General features: G+C 68.8%; 20 protein-coding genes. 7 read left to right on the plus strand and 13 right to left on the minus strand.

Annotated elements, in window-relative coordinates; all coding sequences use genetic code 11:
- Positions 1 to 319: 319 nt before the first annotated feature.
- Positions 320 to 1642: an aspartate aminotransferase family protein gene (locus N5K27_RS15825; protein WP_087837740.1), complete on the minus strand. Its 1323-nt coding sequence runs from the start codon at positions 1640 to 1642 to the stop codon at positions 320 to 322.
- Between the two features lie 62 nt (positions 1643 to 1704).
- Here N5K27_RS15825 and N5K27_RS15830 point away from each other — a divergent pair, with 62 nt between their 5' ends.
- Both N5K27_RS15830 and N5K27_RS15835 read left to right on the plus strand, forming a co-directional pair.
- Positions 1705 to 2385 (plus strand): Fe2+-dependent dioxygenase, encoded by a 681-nt coding sequence (locus N5K27_RS15830; RefSeq protein WP_087837741.1) that lies wholly within the window; start codon positions 1705 to 1707, stop codon positions 2383 to 2385.
- A gap of 20 nt (positions 2386 to 2405) precedes the next feature.
- Positions 2406 to 3521, plus strand: coding sequence for an alpha-hydroxy acid oxidase (locus tag N5K27_RS15835; RefSeq protein WP_087837742.1), 1116 nt, complete (start codon positions 2406 to 2408; stop codon positions 3519 to 3521).
- 4 nt (positions 3522 to 3525) lie between these two features.
- Here the strand turns inward: N5K27_RS15835 and N5K27_RS15840 are convergent, their stop codons facing one another.
- The 10 genes from N5K27_RS15840 to N5K27_RS15885 form a co-directional block, all read right to left on the minus strand.
- On the minus strand, positions 3526 to 4506 hold the full coding sequence (locus N5K27_RS15840; RefSeq protein ID WP_087837743.1) for a tripartite tricarboxylate transporter substrate binding protein: 981 nt from the start codon (positions 4504 to 4506) through the stop codon (positions 3526 to 3528).
- A gap of 209 nt (positions 4507 to 4715) precedes the next feature.
- Positions 4716 to 5918, minus strand: coding sequence for a formaldehyde dehydrogenase, glutathione-independent (gene fdhA / locus N5K27_RS15845; RefSeq protein ID WP_087837744.1), 1203 nt, complete (start codon positions 5916 to 5918; stop codon positions 4716 to 4718).
- A 67-nt stretch (positions 5919 to 5985) separates the two neighbouring features.
- Positions 5986 to 6711, minus strand: a complete 726-nt coding sequence (locus N5K27_RS15850; protein ID WP_087837968.1) for an alpha/beta hydrolase — start codon at positions 6709 to 6711, stop codon at positions 5986 to 5988.
- A 5-nt stretch (positions 6712 to 6716) separates the two neighbouring features.
- Entirely contained in the window at positions 6717 to 7430 is a 714-nt protein-coding gene (locus N5K27_RS15855; RefSeq protein WP_087837745.1) for an ABC transporter ATP-binding protein, read from the minus strand.
- Complete coding sequence (locus tag N5K27_RS15860; RefSeq protein ID WP_087837746.1) at positions 7423 to 8181, minus strand: ABC transporter ATP-binding protein; 759 nt, start codon at positions 8179 to 8181, stop codon at positions 7423 to 7425. The genes N5K27_RS15855 and N5K27_RS15860 overlap by 8 nt, the downstream gene beginning before the upstream one ends.
- A complete protein-coding gene (locus N5K27_RS15865; protein WP_087837747.1) occupies positions 8178 to 9164 on the minus strand; it encodes a branched-chain amino acid ABC transporter permease in 987 nt (328 codons plus the stop codon). Before N5K27_RS15865 ends, N5K27_RS15860 begins: the two co-directional genes overlap by 4 nt.
- A gap of 2 nt (positions 9165 to 9166) precedes the next feature.
- Positions 9167 to 10036, minus strand: a complete 870-nt coding sequence (locus N5K27_RS15870; RefSeq protein WP_087837748.1) for a branched-chain amino acid ABC transporter permease — start codon at positions 10034 to 10036, stop codon at positions 9167 to 9169.
- A 64-nt stretch (positions 10037 to 10100) separates the two neighbouring features.
- Positions 10101 to 11282 (minus strand): ABC transporter substrate-binding protein, encoded by a 1182-nt coding sequence (locus N5K27_RS15875; protein WP_279817476.1) that lies wholly within the window; start codon positions 11280 to 11282, stop codon positions 10101 to 10103.
- A 219-nt stretch (positions 11283 to 11501) separates the two neighbouring features.
- Positions 11502 to 11861, minus strand: a complete 360-nt coding sequence (locus tag N5K27_RS15880) for a protocatechuate 3,4-dioxygenase (RefSeq protein ID WP_087837750.1) — start codon at positions 11859 to 11861, stop codon at positions 11502 to 11504.
- Positions 11862 to 11871: 10 nt separating this feature from the next.
- Positions 11872 to 12756, minus strand: coding sequence for a gallate dioxygenase (locus N5K27_RS15885; RefSeq protein ID WP_279817478.1), 885 nt, complete (start codon positions 12754 to 12756; stop codon positions 11872 to 11874).
- Between the two features lie 226 nt (positions 12757 to 12982).
- Between N5K27_RS15885 and N5K27_RS15890 the strand changes: the two genes are divergently transcribed.
- Complete coding sequence (locus tag N5K27_RS15890) at positions 12983 to 13711, plus strand: GntR family transcriptional regulator (protein WP_279817480.1); 729 nt, start codon at positions 12983 to 12985, stop codon at positions 13709 to 13711.
- On the opposite strand, the gene N5K27_RS15895 is transcribed toward N5K27_RS15890, so the two are convergent.
- Positions 13708 to 14814 (minus strand): acyltransferase, encoded by a 1107-nt coding sequence (locus N5K27_RS15895; RefSeq protein ID WP_279817481.1) that lies wholly within the window; start codon positions 14812 to 14814, stop codon positions 13708 to 13710. The two genes, N5K27_RS15890 and N5K27_RS15895, sit on opposite strands and share 4 nt — an antisense overlap.
- A gap of 185 nt (positions 14815 to 14999) precedes the next feature.
- Between N5K27_RS15895 and N5K27_RS15900 the strand changes: the two genes are divergently transcribed.
- Positions 15000 to 15767 (plus strand): SDR family oxidoreductase, encoded by a 768-nt coding sequence (locus N5K27_RS15900; RefSeq protein WP_087837754.1) that lies wholly within the window; start codon positions 15000 to 15002, stop codon positions 15765 to 15767.
- Between the two features lie 25 nt (positions 15768 to 15792).
- Here the strand turns inward: N5K27_RS15900 and hpaR are convergent, their stop codons facing one another.
- Positions 15793 to 16215 carry a homoprotocatechuate degradation operon regulator HpaR gene (hpaR, locus tag N5K27_RS15905; protein WP_243724536.1) on the minus strand — a complete coding sequence of 141 codons (423 nt, stop codon included), beginning with the start codon at positions 16213 to 16215 and terminating at the stop codon, positions 15793 to 15795.
- Between the two features lie 207 nt (positions 16216 to 16422).
- Here hpaR and N5K27_RS15910 point away from each other — a divergent pair, with 207 nt between their 5' ends.
- From N5K27_RS15910 to hpaE, 3 genes are read left to right on the plus strand one after another with little or no spacing between them, the layout of a single operon-like run.
- On the plus strand, positions 16423 to 17208 hold the full coding sequence (locus tag N5K27_RS15910) for a fumarylacetoacetate hydrolase family protein (protein ID WP_279817484.1): 786 nt from the start codon (positions 16423 to 16425) through the stop codon (positions 17206 to 17208).
- Complete coding sequence (locus N5K27_RS15915; protein ID WP_087837757.1) at positions 17205 to 17963, plus strand: fumarylacetoacetate hydrolase family protein; 759 nt, start codon at positions 17205 to 17207, stop codon at positions 17961 to 17963. Before N5K27_RS15910 ends, N5K27_RS15915 begins: the two co-directional genes overlap by 4 nt.
- A 38-nt stretch (positions 17964 to 18001) precedes the next feature.
- Positions 18002 to 19459, plus strand: coding sequence for a 5-carboxymethyl-2-hydroxymuconate semialdehyde dehydrogenase (gene hpaE, locus N5K27_RS15920; RefSeq protein ID WP_279817564.1), 1458 nt, complete (start codon positions 18002 to 18004; stop codon positions 19457 to 19459).
- Positions 19460 to 19489: the final 30 nt, after the last annotated feature.

Genomic DNA, 19489 nt, shown 5'->3' on the forward strand with positions numbered 1-19489 from the left:
GACCGGCGGAGCCGGATCCACTGCATCCTGGGTCTAGTGGGACCATCTTGGGTCGTAGCACGGTTGCTATCGCTGGCTGCCAGCGGTAGCAGCGGTGTGGCGTACCAAAAAACCGGTACTAGACCCAGGGCGCCGCGGATCCGGCTTTGCCGGTCCGCTAGTGCCGCCCCTTGAGGGGCGCGGCCATAGGCCGCGTGGGGTGGGCTCTCCTGCCGGTCCGCCAGTGCCGCCCCCTTGAGGGGGAGCGGCCGAAGGCCGCTTGGGGGTGGGTTTCCCCGACCGGCGGAGCCGGATCCACCGCATCCTGGGTCGTGGGGCGCTACCGCACGGAGTCGAGCGCCTTGTTCACCACGGAAAACAGCACGCCTATCTGCTCTTCATCGATGATGAGCGGCGGCGAGAACGCCAGGATGTCGCCGGTGAATCGCACCAGCACTCCCGCCTTCAGGCAGGCCAGGAACGCCTCGTAGGCGCGCGCCCCCGGCTGTCCCGCGCGCGGCTCCAGCTCGATCGCCGCCGCCATCCCGATGTTGCGGATGTCCTTCACGTGCGGCGCTCCCCGCAGGCCGTGCACCGCGGACTCGAACGCCGGCTCCAGGCTGGCCGCGCGCGCGAACAGCCCTTCCTTCTCGTACAGGTCGAGCGTGGCCACCGCGGCCGCCGCCGCGGCGGGGTGTCCCGAATAGGTGTAGCCGTGGAAAAGCTCGATCGCGTTGCCCGGCCCCGCCGCCATGATCGTGTCGTGGATCTCCCGCGACACCGCCACCGCGCCCATGGGGATGACGGCATTGTTGACGCCCTTGGCCATCGTCAGCAGGTCCGGCGTCACCCCGAAGCGCTGCGCCGCGGTGGCCGCGCCCAGCCGGCCGAAGGCGGTGATTACTTCGTCGAAGATCAACGGAATGCCATGGCGCGTGCACAGCTCGCGCAGGCGCTCCAGGTAGCCGACCGGCGGCACGATCACACCCGCCGAACCGGCCATGGGCTCGACGATGACCCCCGCCACCGTGGAAGGATCGTGCAAGGCCAGCAGCCGCTCCAGGTCGTCGGCCAGGTGGGCGCCCCAGGCCGGCTGCCCGCGCGTGAACGCGGCCTGGGCGATGTTCAGCGTGGCCGGCAGGTGGTCCACGCCGGGCATCAGGTTGCCCGCATAGGCCTTGCGGTTGGCGCCGATGCCGCCCACCGACATGCCGCCGAAGCCCACTCCGTGATAGCCGCGTTCGCGGCCGATGAAACGGGTGCGCTGGCCTTCGCCGCGCGCGCGGTGGTAGGCCAGCGCGATCTTGAGCGCGGTATCGACCGATTCGGACCCCGAGTTCGTAAAGAAGATGCGGTCCAGCCCCGGAGGCATCAGCGCGGCCAGCCGGCCGGCGGCCTCGAACGCCAGCGGATGCCCCATCTGGAAAGGCGGCGCATAGTCCAGCGCGCGCATCTGCGCGTGCACGGCTTCGATGATCTCCTCGCGCCCGTGCCCGGCGTTGCAGCACCACAGGCCGGCGGTGCCGTCCAGGACCCGGTGGCCATCGGCATCGGTGTAGTACATGCCCTTGGCCGACACCAGCAGCCTGGGCGCGGCCTTGAACTGGCGATTGGCGGTGAAGGGCATCCAGAGGGATTGCAGGTCGGGCAACTCGGCGGGCATGCGGGGCTCCTGGTTGGGCGGCAAGGGTAAACTTGCCGGGATACCCACGAGGATACTCCGCCATGATGCTGACCCTTCCCGACGTGCTGACGGCCGAGCAGGTGGCGCGCTGCCGGCAGGCGCTGGCGGGCGCCTCCTGGACCGATGGCCGAACCACGGCCGGCCACATGGCGGTCCACGCCAAGCACAACCGGCAACTGGCCGCCGACGACCCGCTGGGCGCGCAACTGGGCAACCTGATCCTGGACGCGCTGGGCGCCAATCCGCTGTTCATTTCCGCCACGCTGCCGCTGAAGGTGCTGCCGCCAGCCTTCAATCGCTACGAAGGCGGCGGCAACTACGGCAACCACATCGACAATGCCATCCGCAGCCTGCCCGGCACCGCGCACCGCGTGCGCACCGACATCTCCGCCACGCTGTTCCTGACGCCGCCCGAGGACTACGACGGCGGCGAGCTCGTGGTCGAGGACACCTACGGCGCCCACCGCGTCAAGCTGCCCGCCGGCCATCTGGTGATCTATCCCGGCACCAGCCTGCACCGGGTCACCCCCGTGACCCGCGGCGCCCGCGTCTCGGCCTTCTTCTGGGTGCAGAGCCTGGTGCGCGACGAAATCCGGCGCGAAACTCTGTATCGCATGGACACGGCCATCCAGCAGTTGTCCCGCGAAGTCCCGGGCAGCGATGCCCTGGTCCAGTTGACCGGCATCTACCACAACCTGCTGCGGCAATGGTCGCAGACCTGACCCGGCGCCCGGGAACCGACATGCCGCTGCCTCCCCTGACGCAGATTCCGCCGCAGATCGCCGCCGTGGCCGACTACGAGGACTATGCGCGCGAGCGCATGAGCGATGCCGCCTGGGCCTATCTGTCGGGCGGCGCTGCCGACGAACACACGCTGCGCGCCAACCGCGAAGCCTATGTCCGCGTGCGCATCCAGCCCCGGGTGCTGCGTGACCTGGCCGGCGGCGGCACCGGACTCGATCTGCTGGGCACGCCGCTGCCCTTCCCCGTCCTGCTCGCCCCGGTGGCCTACCAGAAGCTGGTCCATCCTCAGGGCGAACTGGCCAGCGTGCTGGCGGCATCGGCCATGAAAACCGTGATGGTGGCCAGTACGCAGTCGAGCATCGGCCTCGAGGACATGGCGCGGGCGGCCGAGGCGCCGCTGTGGTTCCAGCTTTATTTCCAGCGCGAGCGCGACGATACCCTGCGGCTGGTCCGGCGCGCCGAGGCCGCCGGGTACCGCGCACTGGTGGTCACCGTGGACGCGCCCATCAACGGCGTGCGCAACCGCGAACAGCGGCTGGGCTTCGGCCTGCCGCCGGACGTGGAAGCCGTCAACCTGCGGGGCATGCGCCCCATGGCGGGCGCCGTGGCGCGGGCCGGCGAAAGCGCCATCTTCGGCAGCGGCGCGCTGGACGGCGCCCCGTCCTGGGACGACATCGCCTGGCTGCGCTCGGCCACCCGGCTGCCCCTGGTGCTCAAGGGCATCCTGGCGCCGGCCGATGCCCGGCTGGCGATCGACGCCGGCGCGGCCGCCATCGTCGTGTCCAATCACGGCGGCCGCGGCCTGGACACGGTGCCCGCCACGCTGGAGGCCCTGCCCTGGGTCGCGGCCGAAGTGGCCGGCCGCCTGCCCGTCCTGATGGATGGCGGCATCCGGCGCGGCACCGACGTCTTCAAGGCACTGGCGCTGGGCGCCACCGCCGTGATGGTGGGCCGGGGCTACGTGCATGGATTGGCGGCGGCCGGTGCTGTCGGCGTCATCCACGTGCTGCACATGCTGCGCACCGAGTTCGAGATCGCGATGGCCCTGGCTGGCTGCCGCACGCTGCAGGACATCGGCCGCAACGCGCTCTGGCCCCACCCGGCCATCGCCTGAAGCCTTACATCGGCTCGATGCCCGCGGCCTTCACGAGCTGGGCGTTCGACTCGATTTCATCCTTGATGTAGGCATCGAACTTCTCGGGCGTCAGCACGAAGGCATCGGCGCCCACCGCGGCGAAGCGCGTCTTGACTTCTTCCGTGGCCAGCGCCTTGGCGACCTCGGCCTGCAGCTTGTTGACGATGGAGCGCGGCGTCTTGGACGGCACCATCATGCCTATCCAGAAGTTGAACTCCGATCCCGGCACGCCCGCTTCCGCGGTGGTCGGCACGTCGGGCAGGATGCTGGAGCGGCGCGGCGACCCGACCGCCAGCGGCACCAGGTGGCCTTCCTTGATCTGGCCGATGACCGGCGCCACCGGCGAGAAGTAATAATCGACGCGGCCGCTGATGACCTCGGCGACAGCCTCGGGCGATCCCTTGAAGGGGATGTGCGTGGCATCGATCTTGGCCTGCAGCCGGAAGCGCTCGGCGTTCAGGTGCGTGGCGCTGCCGGTGCCCGACGATGCGTAGTTGAGCGTGCCCGGGCGGCTGCGCGCGGTGGACAGCAGTTGCGACAAGGACTTGATGTTCTTGGACGGCGCGATCACCAGCACGTTGGGCAGCGTCGAGATCGGTGTCACGCCGGCGAAGTCCTTCACCGTGTCGAAAGGCAGCTTGGCGAAGGTGGACGGGTTGACCGTATGCGACGAGGAGTGGATCAGGATCGTGTAGCCGTCGGGCGTGGCCTGGGCGACCTGGGCCGCGCCTATGGTGCCGCCGGCCCCGGCCCGGTTCTCGACCACCACCGGCTGGCCCAGGCTGGCGCCGAGCTTGTCGGTGATGGCGCGGGCGATGATGTCGGTCGTGCTGCCCGCCGTGAACGGCACGATCACGCGGATGGGCTTGGTCGGGTAGGCGGCATCCTGGGCACCGGCCGGCGCGTGGGCCAGGGCGATCAGGCACGATACCGGAGCGAGTGCTGCGGCGCGGACGAAGTTCATGGTTGTCTCCTGGTGCGGTGTCTTTATACGCATGCGACCGGTGCGGCACGAACGCCGGACCAGCCGTTCGCGCTTAATTCACCTTTTGGTGAATTGCAGGAGAATAATGAAACACGGCGCCCCCAACGTCAATCGTTGGCGGGCGCCGTGGGCCTCGGTACATTCCCTAGGGTGGAGGAAACGCGGGCGCGAGCCCGCGTCCAGGACGGTCAGGCGGCCTTGGGCAACTGGCCGTGCGGATCGATGACGAATTTCTTGGGCGCGCCGGCGTCGAATTCGGCATAGCCCTTGGGCGCCTCGTCCAGCGTGATGACTTCCACGCCGACGACCTCGGCGATCTTGATGCGGTCCCACAGGATGGCCTGCATCAGCGCACGGTTGTACTTCATCACCGGCGTCTGGCCCGTGAAGAAGCTGTGCGACTTGGCCCAGCCCAGGCCCAGGCGGATGCTGAGCGAACCGTGCTGGGCGGCCTTGTCGACGCCGCCGGGATCGTCCGTCACGTACAGGCCGGGAATGCCGATCTTGCCGGCGGCGCGCGTGACTTCCATCAGCGAATTGAGCACGGTGGCCGGCGCCTCGTGGCGAGCACCCTCGTGTCCATGCCCCCGGGCCTCGAAGCCCACCGCGTCGACGGCGCTGTCCACCTCGGGTACGCCCAGGATCTGCGCGATCTGATCGCCCAGCGACGCATCCTGCGAGAGGTCCACGGTTTCGAAGCCCACCTTGCGCGCGTGCACCAGCCGCGCGGGGTTCACGTCACCGACGATCACCACCGCCGCGCCCAGCAGGCGGGCCGAGGCGGCGGCGGCCAGGCCCACCGGCCCCGCGCCGGCCACGTACACCGTACTGCCCGGCCCCACGCCCGCCGTGACCGCCCCGTGATACCCGGTCGGCAGGATGTCCGACAGGCAGGTCAGGTCGCGGATCTTGGCCAGGGCCTGGTCGCGGTCGGGAAACTTCAACAGGTTGAAGTCGGCGTACGGCACCATGACGTATTCGGCCTGCCCACCTATCCACCCGCCCATGTCGACGTAGCCGTACGCGCCGCCGGCGCGCGAGGGATTGACGTTCAGGCAGACGCCGGTCTGCTGTTCCTTGCACAGCCGGCAGCGGCCGCATGCCACGTTGAACGGCACCGAGACGATGTCGCCCTTCTTCAGGGTCTCGACGTCGCGCCCGGCCTCGAGCACCTCGCCGGTGATCTCGTGGCCCAGCACCAGTCCCGCCGGCGCGGTGGTCCGCCCCCGCACCATGTGCTGGTCCGAACCGCAGATGTTGGTGGAGAGAACCTTGAGGATGACTCCATGCTCGATGGACTTGCCGGCCGGATTCACCAGTTTGGGGAAGGCGATGCCTTGCACCTCTACCTTGCCTGGACCTACGTAGACGACACCGCGATTGGACGACATGTGAGTCTCCTCTGTGATGACTTCGCGCCGCGGGCCGCGAGCCGGCCCCGCGCGAAGGGTTGCGAAATCAGTGGCGAACCTCCGACCCCAGCCATTGCGCGAGGGCTTCGTTGACCGCGCCGGGTTGCTCCATCGTGGTCATGTGGCCGGCGTCCTCGATGGCGACCAGCGTCGCGCCCGGGATCGCGGCGGCCAGCGTCTCGTGGCGCGACAAGGGGCTCCAGGTGTCCTGCCGCCCGCACAGCACCAGCGTCGGGCAGGCGATGCCCGCCAGTTGGCCCGAGGCGTCGGGCCGGTTCAGCAGGGCATGGATCTGCGCTTCGAACACCTCGGGGGTACGGCGCTCGATCATGTCCAGCACGGCCTCGAACACCGGGCCGTCCAGCCGGTCGGGATGCACCATGCCGCGTGCCCAGACCCGCCCCATTTCGCGCATGCCCGATTCGCGCGCGGTCTTGAGCAGCGCCAGCCGCCCGGCGCGCTCGGACTCTCCCGCGATGCCCTTGGCCAGGCCCTGGTAGCCGGTATCCATCAACGCCAGGCGCAGCACGCGCTGCGGCGCCAGGCGCGTGACCTCCAGGGCGACGCGCCCGCCCATGGAATGGCCGGCCAGGTTGAACCGCTCGGCCGGCGCATGCCGCAGCACGTGCTCGGCCATCGCCGTGAGCGTATCCAGCGTGCCATAGTCGGGCACCTGGCATTCGCACTGCGCGCCGAAGCGCGCGCGCTGCCCTTCCCAGACAGCGGCATCGCACAGCAGGCCCGGCAGCAGCACCAGGGGCGGATTCGACAGACTGCTCATTGCACTTCCTCCAAACCTATCAACGACGCCAGCCGCTCCGGATCGCCGCGCAGATCGGGGCTGGCGCCCTGCCAGACGATGCGTCCCCGATCCAGCACCACGGCGCGCTCGGTCAGGTCCAGCGCCAGTTCGGCATGCTGCTCGACCAGCACGATGGACAGCGCGCCGCCCTCGCGCAGCTTGCCGAACGCCTCGACCAGCGCATCGACGATCACCGGCGCCAGCCCTTCGAAGGGTTCGTCCAGCAGCAGCACCCTGGGGTTGCCGATCAGCGCGCGGCCGATCGCCAGCATCTGCTGTTCGCCGCCCGACAACTGGTAGCCCAGGTTGCGCCGCCGCTGCGCCAGACGCGGAAACAATTCGTACACCCGCTCCAGGGTCCAGGTTCCCGCCGTCGCCGCCACGGTCAGGTTCTCCTGCACGGTCAACGACGGGAAGATCTCCCGCTCCTGCGGCACCAGCCCCAGGCCCTTGCGCGCGCGCACGTGCGCCGGCCAGGCGGCGATGTCCTGGCCCACGTAACGCACGCTGCCGCCGTGCACCGTGTTCAGGCCCAGCAGGGTGGTCAGCAGCGTGGTCTTGCCCACGCCGTTGCGGCCCAGCAGCGCCAGCGCCTCGCCGGCGTCCACGTGCAGCGACACGTCCTCCAGCACCACGGTCTCGCCGTAGCCGGCGCACAGGTCGCGCAGTTCCAATACTCGTTCAGTCATGATGCCCCCGCTTGCCCAGGTAGACGTCGCGCACGCGCGGATCCGTCCGGACCTCGTCCACGCCGCCCTCGAGCAGTACCGCTCCCTCGACCAGCACGGTGATGCGCCGCGCGAAACGGAACACCAGGCTCATGTCGTGCTCGATCACCAGCACGGCGACGTCCTGCGGCAGGCGCTCCAAGAGTTCGAACAGACGCTTGCCCTCGGTGGACGGCACGCCCGCCACCGGCTCGTCCAGCAGCAGTACCCGGGGCTTGAGCGCCAGGGCCAGCGCGATCTCGATCTGGCGGCGCTGGCCGTAGGCCAGTTCGCTCACCCGCTTGCCCGCCAGGTCGAGCAGCCCCAGTTCGCGCAGGCATTCCACCGCTTCCTGGACGAATGCCGGGCGCGCCGGCAACGGCCGCCCGATACGGCCGTCCAGGCCGCGATGCGCGGACAGCGCCAGGCCGATGTTCTCGGCGACGGTCAGGTGGTTGAACAGCGAGTTGATCTGGAAGGTTCGCGCCAGCCCGAGCTTGACGCGTTTCTCGGCCGGCATGGCGGTGACGTCCCTGCCCTCCAGCAGGACCTTGCCCGCATTGGGCCGGATCACGCCGGTGATCTGGTGCACCAGCGTGCTCTTGCCGGCGCCGTTGGGGCCGATCAGCGCGTGGCGCGCGCCCGCCTCCAGCGTCAGGTTCACGTCGCGGGTCACGCTCAGCGCGCCGTACTGCTTGCACAAGCCCACGAGTTGCAGCGGAGGGTTACTCATTGCGCGCCCCCCCTGCTCGTCCACCGGGCCAGGCAGCCCGACAGCCCGGTGGGCGCGAAGCGCACCACGACGATCAGCAGCACGCCCAGCGCCGCCAGCCAGTTGGTCGGGTCCAGCGCCGCCGCGCGGTCGGCCAGCAGCATGAAGACGATGGCCCCCAGGAAGGCGCCGTACAGCCGGCCCGTGCCCCCCAGCGCAAGCATGACCAGCACGTTGGCCGACATGGTGAAGCCCAGGCTGTCCAGCCCGACGATGTTGTTGACCTGCGCCGACAGCGCGCCCGCGGCCCCGCCCAGCGCGGCCGAGATCGCATACAGCGTCAGCAGGCGCCGGCGCACCGGCACGCCCAGCAGCGCCATGCGCGTCGGGTTCTCGCGCACGCCCTGCGCGGTGAGACCCAGCGGCGAGCTGACCAGGAACTTGCAAAAGACATAGACCAGCACCAGCACGGCCAGCGCATACCAATAGGCGGTGCGGCCTTCGATGTCGAACTGGAACAGGCCCAGCACCGGGGCGATCGAATAGCCGGTCAGGCCGTCGTCGCCCATGGTGAGCGGCTTGGCCACGTTGGCCAGCTCCAGCAGCAGCGTCGCGCAGACCAGGGTCAGCATGATCTGGGTCAGACCCGCGGTGCGCAGCACCGCCAGGCCGGACAGCAGCCCCACGACGGCGGCCGCCGCCATGCCCACGAACAGGCCAGAGATCGGCTCGGACGAGACGTGCATGGCGTACAGGCCGGCGGCATAGGCGCCGGTGCCGAAGAAGGCCGCGTGGCCCAGGGTCTCGATGCCGCCGTAGCCCTGCGCGATGTCCAGCGACAGCGCGAACACGATCATGATCAGCACGGCGGTGGCCAGGGCCAGGTACAGGTCGGCCAGGAAGAAGGTCGCGACCGCCGCGCCCAGCAGCACCAGGTCCAGCAGGTTGTAGCGATGGCGCGAGAACGCGCGCGCGACGGATGAGTTCAGGGAAGGTGTCGTCATGATCAGTTCGCCACGAGGCCACGGGGGCGCACCAGCAGAATCGCCAGCACCGCCAGGTAGATCACGAAAGCGCCCAGCGCGGGCAGGTAGTAGCGGCCCAATGTGTCGATCAGGCCCAGCAGCAGGGCCGCGTACAGCGAGCCGCGCAGGCTGCCCAGGCCGCCCACGGCCACCACGATCAGCACGATGACCAGATACTTCAGGCCATAGTAGGGCTCGAGCGGCAGCATGGGGCTGCCCAGCGCGCCGCCCAGCGCCGCCAGCCCACAGCCGATGGCGAACGTGACCGAGAACACCGCCGGCACGTTGATGCCCACGCAGCGCGCCATGCGCTGGTTGTCGACCGCGGCGCGCAGGCGCGCGCCGAAAGCCGTGCGTTCGATACCCAGCCACAGCGCGAGCGCGACGGCGGCGCTGGCCACGATCAGGAAGGCGCGATAGACCGACAGGTTGAGCGGCCCCACGCTGAAGTTGCCCTGCAGCGAAGATGGTAGCGGCAGGGATTGCAGCTGCGTGCCGGCCAGGTTCTTGACGATGGCCGTGATGACGAAGGTCAGGCCGATGGTCATCAGCAACTGGCCCAGTCCGTGGGTGCCGTAGACCCAGCGGTACAGCGTGCGTTCCAGCAGCGCGCCGATGGCCATCGTGGCCACGACCGCCAGCGGCACGGCCAGGAAGAAATGGACGCCCGCGCGCTGGATGAACCAGAGCGCGATGTAGCCCCCGATCATGGCGAAGGCCGAATGCGTCAGGTTGACCACGCGCATCACGCCCAGCGTGATGGTCAGGCCGACCGAGATGAGGAACAGCATCATGCCGTAGGCGATACCGTCCACGGCAAGACTCAGGAAAGTGGCGAGCGTCGATGTCATGCGTCATCCGGCGCGAGGAAGGGATGGGGCGGACGCGGCGCCGGGGCCGCGTCCGCGCGGGGAATCACTTGTTGATTTCGTGCCAGGGATCTTTCACGGCGGGATAGGTATGGAACACCTTGTTGCCGAGCTTGCCGTCGATCTTCTCGACCTTGCGCATGTAGACGTTCTGGACGATTTCGCGGGTGCGCGGGTCGATGCTGACCGGGCCGCGCGGGCTATCCCACTTGTAGCCCTTGATGGCGGCCATGGCCTTGTCGCCGTCCTTCGCGCCGTTGGTGGCGCGTACCATCTGGTCGATCAGCCGCATGCCGTCATAGGCCGCCACCGACGCCACGCTCGGCAGCTCGTCCTTGCCATACTTGGCCTTGTAGGCGGTCACGAATTCCTTGTTCAGGGGCGTGTCCAGGTAGGGCGAGTAATGCAGCGCCGAGGTCAGGCCCAGCGCCGCGTCGCCGATCGGGGCGATGTCCTCTTCCTGGGCTTCGTTGGTCACCAGCAGCGTGATGCCGGCCTTGTCCAGTTCACGCTCCTTGAAGCTGCGGATCATGCCGGCCGACATGGGGCCCACCGGCATGAACATGAATACGGCCTGCGGCTTGAGATCGCGCACGCGCTGCAGGTAGCTGGAGAAATCGATGGTGCCCATGGGCACCTTGATCTCGCCCACCACCTTGCCGCCCAGCTTGGTGAAGGTCTGGCCGAAGGCTTGCAGCGCGTCGTGCCCGGGGGCGTAGTCCGCCGCCAGGATCACGGCGTTCTTCATGCCCTGGTCATAGGCCCACTGCACCAGCGGGATGCTGACCGTCCACTGCGTGAAGCCGGCGCGCACGTAGTATTGCGACTTGTCGGTCACGCTGGAGGTGCCCGAGTTCAGGATGACGTAGGGCGTCTTGGTCTGGTTGATGACATCGACCGCGCCCAGTACCGTGGGCGTGAAGACGCCGCCGATCAGGTACTGCACCTTGTCGCGCACCACCAGTTCCTGCGACAACTGGCGCGCGCGCTGGGGATTGGATCCGGCCTCGTCGCGCGACAGCACCGTGACGGTATGTTCGCCGAACTTGCCGCCGTGCTGCGCCAGGTACAGGTCCACGCCGCGCTGATATTCCCGGCCCCACCAGGTGTAGGCGCCCGAGAACTGGCTCAGCAGTCCGACTTTGATCTCCGCCGCGGCGGCCGTTCCCGCCGCCGTCACGGCAGCGGCCGCGCACAGCAGCCCCGCCACGCGTTTCGCGATTCGCATAGTCTCTCTCCTTGGCGCGCTGCGCCTATCGTCGGTGGTGTTGCGATGTAATGGTGTAGCTAAGGCACAGTGGATCCGGCTCCGCTGGTCCGCCAGTGCCGCCCCCACGGGACCCAGCGCCGGGCCGCCCCAAGGCGGGTCCCGGCCCCCTCGGGGGGCTGCCGCGTAGCGGCTGGGGGCTCACCATGCTGGGCGCGCGAAGCGCGTACGGGGGGACCTCTACCTGGCGTCCGGCACCCGTCTCGTCTTCATGAACGCCTCGAAGCTCTCGCCCCGCATGATGGCGTAGATCTCGAGGTTGGTTTTCTTGACGACCCGGCCGAATTTCTCGAGCACGAAGAAGTTCACGCCGTGCCGGATGAGGCCGAGCCAGTCGCGGGCGCGCACCAGCGCCTTTTCCTCTTCCGTGAGCCCGGCCGCATCCATCGTGCCTTCCTCGTCGGCCACGAAGCGGTCACGCCAGTCGGCGCCTATCATGTTCCAGAAGAAGCGGTTGATCTTCAGCGTGCGGTTGCTGACGCGCAGGTCGAACGCGTAGGTGCCCGGGATCTGCTCGATGCCTTCGAGTTGCGGATTCATCGGATGCTCCTCAGGCCACGGCCGCGGCGGCCGGACTGGTCTGCCGGGCGATGGGCTCGCCTTCCTCGTACAGCACCACGGTCATCGCGGTGGTGGTGGCCAGGTAATAGTTCTGGTGCAGCTTGCGCAGCGGGCCGGTGCCCAGCGCGCCCCGCATGGACAGCCACATGATCTGCTCCACGCTCTCGGCGCCGCCCAGGCGTACGTAGTCGGCGTGTTTCATCCGCATCAAGGCTTCGGGATCTTCTTCCAGCAGGCGCAGGAACTCCATGTCCCACTCGGTATTGTTGAAGCCGGTGCGCTCGCCATGGACCTGGTGGGACAGGCCGCCGGTGCCCACCACCACCACCTTCAGGTCCTCGGGATAGGATTCCACCGCGCGGCGCACGGCCTGCCCCAGGCGATAGCAGCGGCGCGCCGTGGGCAGCGGATACTGCAGCACGTTGATCGCGACGGGCACCACGGTGCCCGGCCAGTCGGGCTGGTGCGGCCAGAGCAGCGGCAGCGGCGACGCACAGCCGTGGTCGATGGGCTTGTCCTGGAAGACGGTGATGTCGAACTCGTCGTTCACCAGGGACTCGGCGATGTGGGCCTGGAAATCGACGTTGCCACGGATGGCGGGCAGGTTGCGCAGGCCCGCGCCCTCGTCGGCGATGGGAAAGCGTTCGCCCACCCCCAGCGCGAACGTGGGATACATGTCGAAGAAAAAGGTCGTGCAGTGGTCGTTGTAGAAGAACACCAGCACGTCGGCCTGCTTCTCGGCCAGCCAGGCAGCCACCGGCTTGTAGCCGTCGAACAGCGGCGCCCAGGCCGGATCGTTCTGCTTGCCCTTGTCGTAGGCGACGCCTATGGTCGGCACGTGCGAGCTGCCGATGCCGCCGATGATTCTTGCCATGATGTACTCCGTATCGAATGAGGCCGGCGCGTCTTCGCCGCCATGCGCCACGCGACCCTTTTTGTGCGTAGCGCAGATTATATGGGATCCCAAAATAAAGCAATAAAGGGTTTTTTCGGGGTCTAGATGGCGACTTGGGATCCAATACGGGATCCCAAACGGGTCTTATACTTGCATCCACCTCGCCAGCCGCGAGGCAGCCGCATTCATCACTCAGGGAGCACGCATGCAGCAGACCACCACCATGCTGCATATTCGTGAAATGATCCTCCGGGGCGAACTCGCGCCGGGAGAACGGGTCCGGGAAGCCGACCTGGCCGAACGGCTGGGCACCTCGCGCACGCCCGTGCGCCAGGCGTTGCCCGCGCTCGCCCAGGAAGGGCTGCTGGTGCCGTCCGGCGCCCGCGGCTTCGCGGTGCGCGCCTTTTCCGCCCGCGAAAGCACGGAGGCCCTGCACGTGCGTGCCGCGCTGGAGGGGCTGGCGGCGCGCGCGCTGGCCACCAACGGCGCCAGCGCCGAACTGCTGGCCGAACTCAAGGACTGCCTGGGCCAGGGCGATCGCATCTTCACCGACCGCCGCCTGTCGGACGACGACGAGATCCGCTACGCGGAAATGAACGCGCGCTTCCATACGCTGATCCTGGAAGGCGCCGACATGCCGCTGCTGGCCAGCCTGGTCAGCCGCTGCAACATCGTGCCGTTCACCGACCCGCTCACGCTGGCGTTCGACACGCAGAGCCGGGACATGATGTTCAATTTCCTGTTCTACGCCCACCGGCAGCATCACGCCATCGTCACCGCCATAGAAAGCGGGCAGGCCGACCGGGCCGAGAACCTTTTCCGCGAGCACGCCTATACCCAGGTCCAGAGCCAGGGCGCGGATTTCGAGAAGGAAGCGGGACTGACCTCGGCCGCCGGAGCCCGGCGCCATCGCCCCGGGCCGAGGCTGGTCTAGAGCCGCGCGTAGACCGCCAGCGCACCGCCCACGGCGAACAGCGCGACGACGGCGCGCCGCGCCACCGGATCCAGCGTCCGGCTCTCGACCAGCCGATGGAAGGCGGCGCCGCCGGCCAAGCTGACGAGCACCGCCACCCCCATGCCGAGGGCGTTGATGCCGGCCTGTTCCGGATAGAAGCGGAACACCAGCGCGCTGACCACCAGGCACAGCGGGAAATGCACCAGGAACACCGAATAGGAGATGCGCGCGAGCCGGCTCAGAAAATCCGGCACGCCGACGGTCTCGAGCCAGCCCGCCTGGCGGGCCGCCCCCAGCAGCAGCATGATGGCCGCCGCCACGACGATGCGTTCGCGGAAGTCCGTGGCCAGCGCCGCGGCCACCACCCCCGCCATGGCCACCAGCAGCAGGCCGCCCTTGGGACGGCCGGTCAGCCAGTAGGCGCAGCATCCCAGGCCGTAGTAGGCGAAGAAATAGAGCGCGGTCTCGTCCCAATAGGGATTGCGGTTGAAGACGAACAGCGACGCCAGCGTCAGCCCGCCTATCGCCGCGGCGCCCAGCCACCCCCAGGCGGGGCGGCGCAGGCTGATCCAGCGCGACAGTCCCAGCAGCAGCGCCATGACGCTGAACAGCTGGAAGTCGATGCCCACGTACCAGACGCCGGCCGACAGCGACTCCTGGCGCAGCAGGCCGTTGCTGAGCAGCATGTGGGCCGCCAGTTGCGGCGCCGTGGGCGAGTCCGGGATGGAATCGTGCTGCATCCAGGCCCGCGCCAGCGCGGCGCAGGCCATGGCCAGCACCAGCGCCGCCATGAAGGGCACGGCCAGCCGGAAATACCGCCGCTTGATCACCGCCAGGGGCTGCTCCACCCGTGACACGCCCGCCGGGGCGAAGGCGCGGGCGGCCAGGAATCCCGACACCACGAAGAACGCCATGACGGCCATCCTGCCGTAATGCATCAGCGCATCCAGCACGCGCGGCATGAGGGGGTGGGCGATGTCGGACATGGGGCCGTAGAAGGCCAGGTGATGAAGCACGATGGACAGGCAGGCGACGGCCTTGATCGCATCGATCAGGGGCATGCGGGGAGTGGCGGTGGACATGGCCAAGGGAGTGGCGAACCGGCGTTCGACGCGACGCGTTTGTTCGGAGGTGGCGCGTATCTTAGCGCCGGCGCCCCGCCCGGATCGGCGAAACGGCTTTTTTACAACACTCTTCGGCCCGGCGGCACGGGGCCGGCATGCGGCTTGCGTCCGTAGCGGCTCCCGCACACGATCAGGGAAACGACATGAAACTCCAGGACAAGATAGCTTGGGTGACCGGCGCCGACAGCGGCATCGGCCAGGCCGTGGCCGCGACGTTCGCCCGGGAAGGCGCCGACGTGCTGGTTCACTATCACCGGGACGAGGAAGGCGCGCGCGCCACGGCCTCGCAGGTGCGCGCGGCGGGACGGCGCGCCGAGATCCTGCAGGCGGATTTCTCGAATCCCTCCAAGACGCAGGCCTTCTTCGAACAGGCGTTCGAAAAAATGGGAGGCCTGCACGTGCTCGTGAACAACGCCGGCGCCGGATCCTCGCGCCAGAACTCGCTGGAGATCCCGCCCGACGAGTTCTCGTGGATGCTGAACATCAATCTTGTGTCGCCCTGGCTGCTGTGCCAGGCCGCCGCGCGCCACATGCAGTCCGAGGGAGGGGGCGCCATCATAAATATTACGTCGGTGCATGAAGAAATTTCCCTGCCCGGCAGCGCGTCCTACGACGCGGCCAAGGCGGGCTTGCGCTCGGTCACGCGGACGCTGGCCCTGGAACTGGCGCCGCGCGGCATCCGCATCAACAATGTCGCCCCCGGCATGATCGCCACGCCCATGACGCAGGATCGCCTGAAGGATCCGGCCCAGGCGCGCGAATCGGCTGCGCAGATTCCGCTGGGCCGCCCGGGCGACCCGCAGGAAGTGGCCAACGTCGTCCTCTTCCTGGCCTCGGACGAGGCCAGCTACGTCACGGGCAGCAGCTACTTCGTGGACGGCGGGCTGATGCGCAACATAGGGGGCACCTGATCCCCGGCGGCGCCGGGCGAGCGGTTCAACGGCGTCCGGGCGGCTCGCCGTCTCCGTCCCGCAAGCCGGCCAGCAGGCCATCCAGCACGTCGTAGGCGCGACGCATGGCCTCGACGCCCAGCAGCGCTTCCAGTTCCTGGTACTTGGCTTCCACCTTGGGCGCGATGGCCTTGGCGATGCGCTTGCCCTGCGCGGTCAGGGACACGCGCAGCCGGCGGCGGTCGCCCGGGACCGGCTGGCGCGCGATCAAACCCATCTCCTCCATCCTGGCCAGCACGCCCGTGATGCTCGGGCTGGATATCTGGCAGCACTCGCCCAGTTGCCTGGGTTCGAGCTCGCCGCTGTCGTACAGCGCGCGAACGATGCGCCATTGCTGGTCGGTCAATCCCTGCTCCTGCAGATAGGGCCGGAACTGGGCCATCAGGGCCTCGCGCGCCTGGAGCATCATGAGCGGAAGATTGCGATGGCGGAAAGGGGCTGGCGGCATGCGGTGAAAGGCGCGCGCGAGCGCACACCGGATTGGGGACCAGCCAATGTTATCACCGGGGTAAATACGGGTCCCCCGATGACGCGCGCAAATTGACTTCACTAACATGTTAGTGATTAAATCCAGCCATCGGCGATGCGACAAGAACGAAACCAGGGAGACCTCCGCATGAGGCTGTTCATCGAGGACACGCTGTTCCACGCCGCGGGCGCCCCGCTGCCGCTCGACCTTCCCCACGCGCGGGCATGCGATGCCCTGGCCACGGGCGAGCCGGCGCGGCCCCCCATGGCCGGCACGGTCTACGGCGTGCTGCACAACGACCCGGCGGCGCTGGCCGCGATGGGAGACCGGGTCCTGGCCCCGCCCTACAAGGCAGCCCCCAAGGCCCCCGTGCTCTACATCAAGCCTCGCAACACGCACCTGGGCCATGGCCGCGCCATCCCGCTCCCGCCCGGTGCCGAGGCCGTCCAGGTAGGCGCAGCGCTGGGCGCGGTCATCGGCCGCACCGCCTGCCGCGTCGCCCCCGGCGACGCGCTGGACTACGTGGCCGGCTATACCGTGGTCAACGACGTCACCCTTCCCCACCGCGAGTTCTACCGGCCGTCGCTGCGGCTGCGCGTACGCGACGGCTTCTGCCCCATGGGCCCCTGGGTGCGCGCGGCGCGGCAGGTCGGCAATCCGGACGCGCTCGATCTGCGCGTCTGGATAGACGGCGCCCTGCGCCTGCGGTCGAGCACCCGGGGCTTCCTGCGGCCCCTGCCCCAGCTCATCGCCGACGTGACCGACTTCATGACCCTGCAGCCAGGCGACGTCCTGCTGACCGGCCTGCCCTGGCCGGGCGATTTCGACGGACCGCTGGCGCACGGCGGGCAGCGCGTGGCCATCGAGATCGAGAACGTCGGCCGGCTCGAGAACCCGGTCGTCCGCGCGTCGGTCCAGGGAGGTTCGGCATGAAGACCGCCCGCGTCGCCTACTCCGGCGCCATCCACACCGCCACGCCTTACGACGACAGCCGGCTGCGCCTGGCGGACGGCCGCATCGTCCTGCACGACGACGTCGTCTGGCTGCCGCCGTTCGAGGCGGGCACCATCGTCGCGCTCGGCCTGAACTACGCGGAGCATGCCAAGGAACTCAGCTTCGGCGCCCAGCAGGAACCGCTGGCCTTCCTGAAGGGGCCGGGCGCGCTGATCGGCCATCGCGGGCACACGCGCCGCCCGGCCGACGCCACCTTCATGCACTACGAGTGCGAGCTGGCCGTGGTCATCGGCCGCAGCGCCGCCGGCGTCCGCCGCGACTGCGCCATGGATTACGTGGCCGGCTACACCGTGGCCAACGACTACGCCATCCGCGACTACCTGGAAAACTGGTACCGCCCCAACCTGCGCGTCAAGAACCGCGACACGTGCACCGTGCTTGGCCCCTGGTTCGTCGACGCGGCCGACGTGCCCGACCCGCATGCGCTGGCGTTGCGCACCCTGGTCAATGGCGTCGTCACACAGCAGGGCAACACCCGCGACATGGTGTTCGACATCCCCGCGCTGATCGAATACCTGAGCGGCTTCATGACCCTGGCCCCCGGCGACGTCATCCTGACCGGCACGCCGGACGGCGTGGTCGACGTCAAGCCCGGCGACGAAGTCATCACCGAGATAGACGGCATCGGCAGCCTGCGCAACACCATCGTGGGCGACGACGTGTTCGGCCGCTGAACTTCCTTTCCGCCGTTCAACAGGACTCCATCATGTCCCTGCACATTTCCCACCTGATCGATGGCCGCGAGGTCGACAGCGACCAGGCCTTCGACACCGTCAACCCGGCCGACCAGTCCGTGCTGGCCACCGTCGCCTCGGGCGGCGAAGCCGAGGTCCGGGCTGCCGTCGCGGCGGCCCGGGCCGCCTTTCCCCGGTGGGCCGCCACTCCCGCCGCCGATCGCGGCCGCATCATGCGCAAGCTGGGAGAACTGATCCAGCGCCACGTGCCCGAGCTGGCCGATTGGGAAACGCGCGACACGGGCCAGGTCATCGCCCAGACCGGCAAGCAGCTGGTGCCGCGCGCCGCCGACAACTTCAGCTACTTCGCCGAGATGTGCACGCGGGTGGACGGCCACACCTATCCCACGCCCACGCACCTGAACTACACGCTCTACCATCCCGTGGGCGTATGCGCGCTGATCTCCCCGTGGAACGTGCCGTTCATGACGGCCACCTGGAAGATCGCGCCGGCGCTGGCCTTCGGCAATACCGCCGTGCTGAAGATGAGCGAGCTCTCGCCCATCACCGCGTGGCGGCTGGGGCAGCTCGCGCTCGAGGCCGGCGTGCCCCCAGGCGTGCTGAACGTGGTGCACGGCTATGGCAGGACGGCGGGCGAGGCGCTGGTGCGCCACCCGGACGTCGCCGCCATATCGTTCACCGGCAGCACCGCCACCGGCAACCGCATCATCCAGTCCGCGGGCCTGAAGAAGTTCTCGATGGAACTGGGCGGCAAGAGCCCCTTCGTCGTGTTCGAGGACGCCGACTGGGAACGGGCAATGGACGCGGCCGTATTCATGATCTTCTCGAACAACGGCGAACGCTGCACCGCCGGCTCGCGCATCCTGGTCCAGCGGTCGATCTACCGCCGCTTCGCGGAGGAGTTCGCGGCCCGCGCCGCGCGCATCACCGTGGGCGACCCGCTCGATGCCGGCACCATCGTCGGTCCCATGATCTCCCGCGACCACCTGGCCAAGGTCCGCCGCTACATCGAACTGGGCCAGGACGAAGGAGCGGAACTCCTGGCCGGCGGGCTGGACGCGCCCGATCTTCCCGCGGCGGTCCGCGCCGGCAACTTCGTGCGCCCCACGGTGTTCGGCAACGTTGGCAACGACATGAAGATCGCGCAGGACGAGATCTTCGGTCCGGTCGCCTGCCTGATCCCCTTCGACGACGAGGCCCACGCCATCCGCCTGGCCAACGACATCCGCTATGGGCTGTCGTCGTACGTGTGGACCCGGGACCTCGCGCGCGCCCATCGCGTGGCGGCGGCCATCGAGGCCGGCATGTGCTTCGTCAACAGCCAGAACGTGCGCGACCTGCGCCAGCCTTTCGGCGGCACCAAGGCCTCCGGCACCGGCCGCGAGGGCGGCACCTGGAGCTACGAGGTCTTCCTGGAGCCCAAGAACGTCTGCGTCTCGATCACCGACCATCACATCCCGCACTGGGGCCGTTGAGTCCCGGCGCACCCACGACAACCAGGAGAC

It is taken from the genome of Pigmentiphaga sp. GD03639 (genome assembly GCF_029845405.1).
In the GTDB taxonomy this organism is placed as follows: Bacteria; Pseudomonadota; Gammaproteobacteria; order Burkholderiales; family Burkholderiaceae_B; genus Pigmentiphaga; species Pigmentiphaga daeguensis.

Coding starts and splice junctions, on each gene's coding strand:
- N5K27_RS15825 (WP_087837740.1), bottom strand. CDS start 1,642: ATGCCCGCCGAGTTGCCCGACCTGCAATCCCTCTGGATGCCCTTCACC.
- N5K27_RS15830 (WP_087837741.1), top strand. CDS start 1,705: ATGATGCTGACCCTTCCCGACGTGCTGACGGCCGAGCAGGTGGCGCGC.
- N5K27_RS15835 (WP_087837742.1), top strand. CDS start 2,406: ATGCCGCTGCCTCCCCTGACGCAGATTCCGCCGCAGATCGCCGCCGTG.
- N5K27_RS15840 (WP_087837743.1), bottom strand. CDS start 4,506: ATGAACTTCGTCCGCGCCGCAGCACTCGCTCCGGTATCGTGCCTGATC.
- fdhA (WP_087837744.1), bottom strand. CDS start 5,918: ATGTCGTCCAATCGCGGTGTCGTCTACGTAGGTCCAGGCAAGGTAGAG.
- N5K27_RS15855 (WP_087837745.1), bottom strand. CDS start 7,430: ATGACTGAACGAGTATTGGAACTGCGCGACCTGTGCGCCGGCTACGGC.
- N5K27_RS15860 (WP_087837746.1), bottom strand. CDS start 8,181: ATGAGTAACCCTCCGCTGCAACTCGTGGGCTTGTGCAAGCAGTACGGC.
- N5K27_RS15865 (WP_087837747.1), bottom strand. CDS start 9,164: ATGACGACACCTTCCCTGAACTCATCCGTCGCGCGCGCGTTCTCGCGC.
- N5K27_RS15870 (WP_087837748.1), bottom strand. CDS start 10,036: ATGACATCGACGCTCGCCACTTTCCTGAGTCTTGCCGTGGACGGTATC.
- N5K27_RS15875 (WP_279817476.1), bottom strand. CDS start 11,282: ATGCGAATCGCGAAACGCGTGGCGGGGCTGCTGTGCGCGGCCGCTGCC.
- N5K27_RS15880 (WP_087837750.1), bottom strand. CDS start 11,861: ATGAATCCGCAACTCGAAGGCATCGAGCAGATCCCGGGCACCTACGCG.
- N5K27_RS15885 (WP_279817478.1), bottom strand. CDS start 12,756: ATGGCAAGAATCATCGGCGGCATCGGCAGCTCGCACGTGCCGACCATA.
- N5K27_RS15890 (WP_279817480.1), top strand. CDS start 12,983: ATGCAGCAGACCACCACCATGCTGCATATTCGTGAAATGATCCTCCGG.
- N5K27_RS15895 (WP_279817481.1), bottom strand. CDS start 14,814: ATGTCCACCGCCACTCCCCGCATGCCCCTGATCGATGCGATCAAGGCC.
- N5K27_RS15900 (WP_087837754.1), top strand. CDS start 15,000: ATGAAACTCCAGGACAAGATAGCTTGGGTGACCGGCGCCGACAGCGGC.
- hpaR (WP_243724536.1), bottom strand. CDS start 16,215: ATGATGCTCCAGGCGCGCGAGGCCCTGATGGCCCAGTTCCGGCCCTAT.
- N5K27_RS15910 (WP_279817484.1), top strand. CDS start 16,423: ATGAGGCTGTTCATCGAGGACACGCTGTTCCACGCCGCGGGCGCCCCG.
- N5K27_RS15915 (WP_087837757.1), top strand. CDS start 17,205: ATGAAGACCGCCCGCGTCGCCTACTCCGGCGCCATCCACACCGCCACG.